This window comes from Aeromicrobium sp. REDSEA-S38_B2 (assembly GCF_001628525.1).
GTDB lineage: Bacteria > Actinomycetota > Actinomycetes > Propionibacteriales > Nocardioidaceae > Aeromicrobium > Aeromicrobium erythreum.
Window position 1 is genome coordinate 1 of record NZ_LUNH01000066.1, and the last position, 6,725, is coordinate 6,725.

Below are 6,725 nucleotides of genomic sequence, written 5' to 3' on the forward strand. Positions count from 1 at the left end.
TCCTTGGGTCCCACGCGGGCCACAGCCCGAGACCCCAGACCAGCGCCGTCGCCAGCCGCCCGGTCGAGGCCCTTTCGGAGACCACCCCCAGCACCAGCCGAAGCAGCGCACCAGCAAACCCAGACCCCCCCGCGGCAGCGCAGCCGCAGGTCGACGAGAAGCCTCGCTCACGTTGCGCCAACCGCCCTCGCGCGTAGCGTCGAACGCATGGAGATCAGCGACGCCCGCGTGCTCGTCGTCGGGGCCACCGGCGCACTCGGTGGGGGCATCGCGCGGGCGCTGCACGGGGCCGGGGCGCGGCTGACGGTCACCGGACGCGACGCCGACCGGCTCGCGGCCGTCGCGTCAGAGGTGAAGGCGCCGGCGTACGAGCTCGACGTCGTCGACGTGGAGCGTGCCGCCGCCACGATCGGGGAGGCCGTCGAGGCGCTCGGCGGGCTCGACCTGCTCGTCGTCGCGACCGGGGTTCCTGCGTTCGGGCCGGCCGTCGACACCGACCCTGCCGTCGCCGAGGAGCTGTTCGCCGTCAACACGCTCGGCGCGACCGGCGTCGTCCGCGCGGCCCTCCCCCACCTGGACGGCGGGGTGGCCGTCGTCCTCTCGGCGATCCTCGCCGACGCGCCCACCGCCGGCATGGCCGACTACTCCGCCGCGAAGGCCGCCCTCACGGCGTGGCTGACCGTCGTGCGTCGTGAGCGTCGCCGCAGCACCCGCATCGTCGACGTGCGTCCCCCGCACCTCGACACCGACCTCGCCGCACACGCACTCGCCGGCGAGCCACCCAAGCTCCCAGAACCCCTCCCTGCCGCCGAGGTCGTCGACGCCGTGCTGGCCGCCGTCCGCGACGAGAAGGCCACCGAGGTCGTCTGGGACCGACGAGAAGGGCTGGTGGTCCGATGAGCGAGGATCTGACGACGTCCGACGTCCTGCGCGACGCGTTCGGGCGGGTCCGCGAGCTGGTCGAGCAGCAGTGCGCCGACCTCGACGAGCGCACCGCGAGCTACCGCGTCGACCCCGACGCGAACACGCCGATCTGGCTCCTGTGGCACCTGGCGCGCGTGCAGGACGACCACGTGGCCGGACTGGCCGGCACCGCCCAGGCGTGGGACCGCTGGCGCGACGACTTCGACCTCCCCTTCGAGCCCGGCGACATCGGCTACGGCCACGACAGCGACCAGGTGGCGGCCGTCCGCAACGACCCCGCGCTGGTGGCGCGCTACCACGCCGACGTGCACACGCTGACCCTCGCGTACCTCGACCGCGTCGACGGTGCCGAGCTGGCCCGCGTGGTCGACGAGGACTGGGACCCGCCGGTCACCGCCGGGGTGCGCCTGGTCAGCGTCGTGGGCGACATCCTGCAGCACCTCGGTCAGGCAGCCTTCGTCGCGGGCGTCGCCGAGCGTCAGGCCGCGGACTAGCCAGACGCCCCGACCGGACCTCGCCCGCCGAGACCGTCCCCGACGCGACTCAGGACCCGGGAGCGAGGCGCTGGAACAGGACGTGGTCCTGCCACCGTCCCTGGATGCGCAGGTACTGCGGAGCGATGCCGAAGCGCTCGAAGCCGCACCGCTCGAGCACGGCCTGCGACCGGTGGTTGTGCACGAGCGTGCCAGCCTGCAGACGGTGCAGGCCGAGCACCTCGAACGCGTGCGCGGCCGCCTCCTCGACGGCGCGGGTCATGAGCCCGCGACCCTGCACGTCGCCGGCGAGCCAGTAGCCCAGGTGGGCGTTCTCGAACGCACCGCGCACGACGTCGTTGAGGTTGAGCTCGCCGACGACCTCGCCGTCCTCCTCGACCACCACGAAGTAGGCGCCCCGCCCCTCGGCCATCGCGATCAGCCGCGCCTCGACCACCTCGAGCTGCCCCTCGACCGTGTAGAAGCGGTCGGGACGCGACGGGCTCCACGGGTCGAGGTGCGCCCGGTGGTCGGTCCAGAGCCGGCTCAGCACCTCCGCGTCGGCGGGGTCGAGCACGCGCAGGACGCTCACGCGTCGGCTCGCTCGAACACGCAGAACTCGTTGCCGTCGGGGTCGGCCATGACCGTCCAGACGATCTCGTCGTCGGGTCGACGCAGCACCGTGGCGCCGAGCTCGACGAGGTGGTCGACCTGGACCCCCTGCTCGAGCGTGACGTCCCAGTGGATGCGGTTCTTGACCGTCTTGGGCTCGGGAACCGAGCAGAACACGACACCCTCGCACGGCAGCCCTGGCACGTCCTCGACCCAGCTGAACCCGCCGTCGGCGTCGGTGCCGCCCCGCCCTCCCCACAAGCCCTGCCACCAGGCGGCCGCCGCGCCGTGGTCGACGACGTCGACGCAGACCTCGTAGAGCCGGTACGCGGGCACGACGTCGCGCACGAACGTGCAGAGCTCGTCGCCCTCGGGGCCGGCCACGACGGTCCAGCGGAACGCGCCCTCGGCGCTGAGCCGCGACGTCCCCGGCGGCACCTCCTCGGCGGCGTGGACGTCGAGGTGCACGCGGTCCTTCACGGTCTTCGGCTCCGGGACGCGGTTGACCCAGACGGTGTGCCCGGGCGTCGGCCCCACCAGGTGCGCGTCGTCACCGTCGAGGACCACGTCGAGCCCGAGCAGCGCGGCCCACGAGGGGGCCGCCGAGGCCGGGTCGCCCGCGTCGATGCAGAGGTCCTTCCAGGTGACGAGAGGCATGCGTCTCACGCTAGACCCGCTCGCCGACAGCGGCCAGCCACGGCTCGATAGATTGGCTCCCATGAGCGAGAACAGCGCGCACGGGTACGGTCTGGCCACCCTCACCGAGGACGGCGACGTCCTCGACGTCTGGTTCCCCGAGCCCCGCCTCGGCGTCCCGGCCCACGACCCGGAGCCCGAGGAGCTCACGGCGCTGACGGGGGACGACCCGGTCCGCCAGGTCCGCAAGGCGGTCGTGCACGTCGTCGTCGACGACCTCGCCGCCGCTCCTGCCGACACCTACGACGTGTGGCTGCGCCTGCACCTGCTGTCGCACCGGCTCGTCAAGCCGCACGGCCTCAACCTCGACGGCCAGTTCGGCCTGCTGACGAACGTCGTGTGGACGACGATCGGCCCGTGCGCCGTCGCCGGCTTCGAGCACACCCGCGCCCGTGCGCGCGCCGCCGGACTGACGGTGAACGTCACGAGCATCGACAAGTTCCCGCGCATGACCGACTACGTGATCCCCTCCGGCGTGCGCATCGGCGACGCCGACCGGGTGCGGCTGGGCGCGCACCTCGCGGAGGGCACCACGGTCATGCACGAAGGCTTCGTGAACTTCAACGCCGGCACCCTCGGCCACGCGATGGTCGAGGGTCGGATCTCGGCGGGCGTCGTGGTCGGTGAGGGCACCGACATCGGCGGCGGCGCCAGCATCATGGGCACGCTCTCCGGCGGCGGCACGCAGGTCATCTCCATCGGCAGCGGGAGCCTGCTCGGCGCGAACTCGGGCATCGGCATCTCCCTCGGCGACGACTGCGTCGTGGCGGCGGGCTGCTACGTCACGGCCGGCACGAAGGTGCGCACCCCGGACGGCACGGTCGTCAAGGCGGCCGAGCTGAGCGGCCAGGACAACCTGCTGTTCCTCACCAACAGCGAGACGGGCCAGGTCGAGGCGCGACCGCGGGGCGAGCGCCGCGGCATCGAGCTGAACTCCGACCTGCACGCCAACTGAACGAGGTGCCCTCGCGTCGTCGCCCGACGGTGGGTCCGTCTGCCTAGGGTGGCGCCGTGAAGCTGCGCTGGGTCCTCCTCGTCACCGTGCTGGTGGCCGGTGGGCTGGTGGTGACGGTCTTCACCGACCGCCAGCCGCGTCGCAGCGAGTACTGCGTGGCCCGCGTGGGCGACACGGTGGCGCAGGTCGACGTCGAGCAGGCGCGCTGGTCGTCGCTGATGGCGGCGCTCGCCCAGAACCGGGGTCTGCCGCCGCGCGCGACGACGATCGCGATCGCGACCGCATTCCAGGAGTCCAAGATCCGCAACATCGACTACGGCGACCGCGACTCGGTGGGGCTGTTCCAGCAACGTCCGTCGCAGGGCTGGGGCACGGTCGATGAGATCATGGACCCGGCGTACGCGATCGGGAGGTTCTACGACGGGCTCGAGAAGGTCGACGGGTACACCCGCAAGCAGATCACCGTGGCCGCGCAGGAGGTGCAGCGCTCCGCGTTCCCCGGCGCCTACGCGCAGCACGAGGACTACGCCCGGGCGCTGTCGTCGGCGCTGCGCGGCTACAGCCCGGCGGCGTTCACGTGCCAGCTGAACCCGGTGGGCGGAGGCAACGTGCGCAGCGTCGCCGCCGACGTCGACGCGGCGTTCGGCGAGATCGAGCACACGAGCGACGAGGCGCAGGACGAGCTGACGTTCCGGTTCGCGGGTGCTCGGGCCGACGTGCGGGCGCGGGGCTGGGCGCTCGCGCACTACCTGGTGGCCAACGCCGAGCACCTGAAGGTCGCCGCCGTCTCCTTCGACGGCCGCCGCTGGAGCGCCGAGGACTCCCCCGACGGCTGGGTGCGCGACACCGGCGCCCGCCCCGACCGGGTCGTCGCCTCCCTGCGCTGACCCGTCGGCGGTAGGTGACGCGCGTCAGACGGGGTCGGTACCGCGCGCGACCTGCCTGCACACGTCGTTCCGCGCGTCACCTACCGCCCTGGCGGGGGTGCCGGGCCGTGGGCGGCAGAGGGAACAGTGACACCCGCCCTACTCACGAGTCACGAAGCCCGGCCATACTGACGGGCAGTCCCGCCGTCTGCAGGAAGAGAAGCCACGTGCGCAACCCCCGTGCATTCCTCCGTCCCCTCGCGGTCGGAGCTCCCGCTCCGCTGTCCGAGGTGCCGTTCCGTCCGTCCCGGATGATCCACTTCTTCGACCCGAGCAACGAGAAGATGGCGGCCAAGGTGCCGGACATCGCGAAGAAGGTCGACATCATCCTCGGCAACCTCGAGGACGCAATCAAGACCGAGAAGAAGGAGGCCGCGCGTCAGGGTCTCGTCGACATCGCGAAGGCGACCGACTTCGGCGACACGCAGCTGTGGGTGCGCGTGAACAGCCTCGACTCGCCGTGGGTCCTCGACGACCTGACGACGTTGGTGACGGAGATCGGCGACAAGCTCGACGTCATCATGGTGCCGAAGGTGGAGGGTGCGCAGGACATCCACTACGTCGACCGGCTGCTGGCGCAGCTGGAGGCGAAGGGGAACGTGCAGAAGCCGCTGCTGGTGCACGCGATCCTCGAGACCGCGCTGGGCATGACGAACGTCGAGGAGATCGCGGCGGCGAGCCCGCGCATGCAGGGCATCAGCCTCGGCCCGGCCGACCTCGCGGCGAGCCGTCGGATGAAGACGACGCGCGTCGGCGGTGGTCACCCGGGCTACCTGGTGCGTCAGGACCCGACGGGCGAGGACCTGACGGAGGGTCGCACGACCTACCAGCAGGACCTGTGGCACTACACGATCGCGCGCATGGTCGACGCCTGCGCCGCGAACGACATCCTCCCGTTCTACGGTCCGTTCGGCGACATCAAGGACGTCGTGGCGTGCGAGGACCAGTTCCGCAACGCGTTCCTGCTGGGCTGCGTGGGCGCGTGGAGCCTGCACCCGGTGCAGATCGACATCGCGAAGAAGGTCTTCTCCCCGAGCGCGGAGGACGTGGCGCACGCGAAGGAGGTCGTCGAGGCGATGGGCGACGGCTCCGGTGCGGTGATGATCAACGGCAAGATGGAGGACGACGCGTCCTGCAAGCAGTGCCTCGTGATGCTCGACCTGGCCCGTGAGCTGGCCGAGCGCGACCCCGAGCTGAAGGAGCTGTACGCCCTGTGAGCACCACTCCCGCCCCCATCCGTCCCCGCCGCTCGGTGCTGTACATGCCGGGCGCGAACGAGCGCGCGCTCGAGAAGGCGAAGTCGATCGACGCCGACGCGCTGATCCTCGACCTCGAGGACTCCGTGGCCCCCGACGCGAAGGAGCAGGGCCGCGAGAACGTCGTCGCGGCCGTGCGGTCGGGCGAGTACGGCCACCGCGAGCTCGCGATCCGCGTGAACTCGATCGGCACCGAGTGGCACGACGCGGACGTCAAGGCGGCGAGCCAGGCCGGTCCCGACGCGATCCTCGTGCCGAAGGTCGAGTCGGCGGAGCAGGTGCTGGCGCTCGTCGCGGCCCTGGAGAAGCACGGCGCGCCGGAGCACACCCAGCTCTGGGCGATGATCGAGACGCCGCGCGCGCTGCTGCACGCGGAGGAGATCGCTGCCGCGCACGAGCGCCTGACGGTCGTCGTCATGGGCACCAACGACATCGTGAACGAGACGTACGGCCTGCACGTGCCCGGCCGCAACGCCACCGTGCTGACGTCGCTCGCCTGGACCCTGCTGGCCGTCCGCGCCGCCGGCAAGGTCGTCATCGACGGTGTCTACAACGCGGTGAAGGACCCGGAGGGCTTCGAGGCCGAGGCGCGTCAGGGTCGCGAGATGGGCTTCGACGGCAAGACGCTCATCCACCCCTCGCAGGTGGAGCCCGCGAACGTCGCGTTCGCGCCGTCGGCCGATGACGTCGAGCGCGCGCAGGGCCTCATCGACACGTTCGAGGAGGCGAAGGCCGCCGGGCAGGGCGTCGTGACCTTCAACGGCAAGATGGTGGAGGAGCTGCACGTGCGCGACGCGCGGCGCATCCTCGCCTTCCACGAGGCGCTGCAGGGTCGCTGACCACCCGCCGAGGGGCCCCGTCCGCGCGGACGGGGCCCTTCGTG

At 72.0% G+C, this 6,725-nt stretch carries 8 protein-coding genes; 6 read left to right on the forward strand and 2 right to left on the reverse strand.

Features of this window, described 5'->3' with window-relative positions; all coding sequences use genetic code 11:
* Nucleotides 1–207: 207 nt before the first annotated feature.
* Both A6Q81_RS13250 and A6Q81_RS13255 read left to right on the forward strand, forming a co-directional pair.
* On the forward strand, nt 208–900 hold the full coding sequence (locus A6Q81_RS13250) for an SDR family NAD(P)-dependent oxidoreductase (protein ID WP_067855770.1): 693 nt from the start codon (nt 208–210) through the stop codon (nt 898–900).
* The gene (locus A6Q81_RS13255) at nt 897–1,418 is read left to right on the forward strand and encodes a mycothiol transferase (protein ID WP_286690749.1); all 522 of its coding nucleotides are present in this window, start codon (nt 897–899) and stop codon (nt 1,416–1,418) included. Before A6Q81_RS13250 ends, A6Q81_RS13255 begins: the two co-directional genes overlap by 4 nt.
* Before the next feature lie 49 nt (nt 1,419–1,467).
* Here A6Q81_RS13255 and A6Q81_RS13260 read toward each other — a convergent pair whose 3' ends face one another.
* Nucleotides 1,468–1,989 carry a GNAT family N-acetyltransferase gene (locus A6Q81_RS13260; RefSeq protein ID WP_067855764.1) on the reverse strand — a complete coding sequence of 174 codons (522 nt, stop codon included), beginning with the start codon at nt 1,987–1,989 and terminating at the stop codon, nt 1,468–1,470.
* Nucleotides 1,986–2,666, reverse strand: coding sequence for a VOC family protein (locus tag A6Q81_RS13265; RefSeq protein WP_286690750.1), 681 nt, complete (start codon nt 2,664–2,666; stop codon nt 1,986–1,988). The genes A6Q81_RS13260 and A6Q81_RS13265 overlap by 4 nt, the downstream gene beginning before the upstream one ends.
* Before the next feature lie 61 nt (nt 2,667–2,727).
* Between A6Q81_RS13265 and dapD the strand changes: the two genes are divergently transcribed.
* From dapD to A6Q81_RS13285, 4 genes are all read left to right on the forward strand, one after another.
* Complete coding sequence (gene dapD, locus A6Q81_RS13270; RefSeq protein ID WP_067855759.1) at nt 2,728–3,660, forward strand: 2,3,4,5-tetrahydropyridine-2,6-dicarboxylate N-succinyltransferase; 933 nt, start codon at nt 2,728–2,730, stop codon at nt 3,658–3,660.
* 56 nt (nt 3,661–3,716) lie between these two features.
* Nucleotides 3,717–4,547 (forward strand): hypothetical protein, encoded by an 831-nt coding sequence (locus A6Q81_RS13275; protein WP_067855756.1) that lies wholly within the window; start codon nt 3,717–3,719, stop codon nt 4,545–4,547.
* Nucleotides 4,548–4,816: 269 nt separating this feature from the next.
* Nucleotides 4,817–5,803, forward strand: coding sequence for an HpcH/HpaI aldolase/citrate lyase family protein (locus A6Q81_RS13280; protein WP_286690751.1), 987 nt, complete (start codon nt 4,817–4,819; stop codon nt 5,801–5,803).
* On the forward strand, nt 5,800–6,681 hold the full coding sequence (locus tag A6Q81_RS13285; RefSeq protein ID WP_257721386.1) for an HpcH/HpaI aldolase/citrate lyase family protein: 882 nt from the start codon (nt 5,800–5,802) through the stop codon (nt 6,679–6,681). Before A6Q81_RS13280 ends, A6Q81_RS13285 begins: the two co-directional genes overlap by 4 nt.
* Nucleotides 6,682–6,725: the final 44 nt, after the last annotated feature.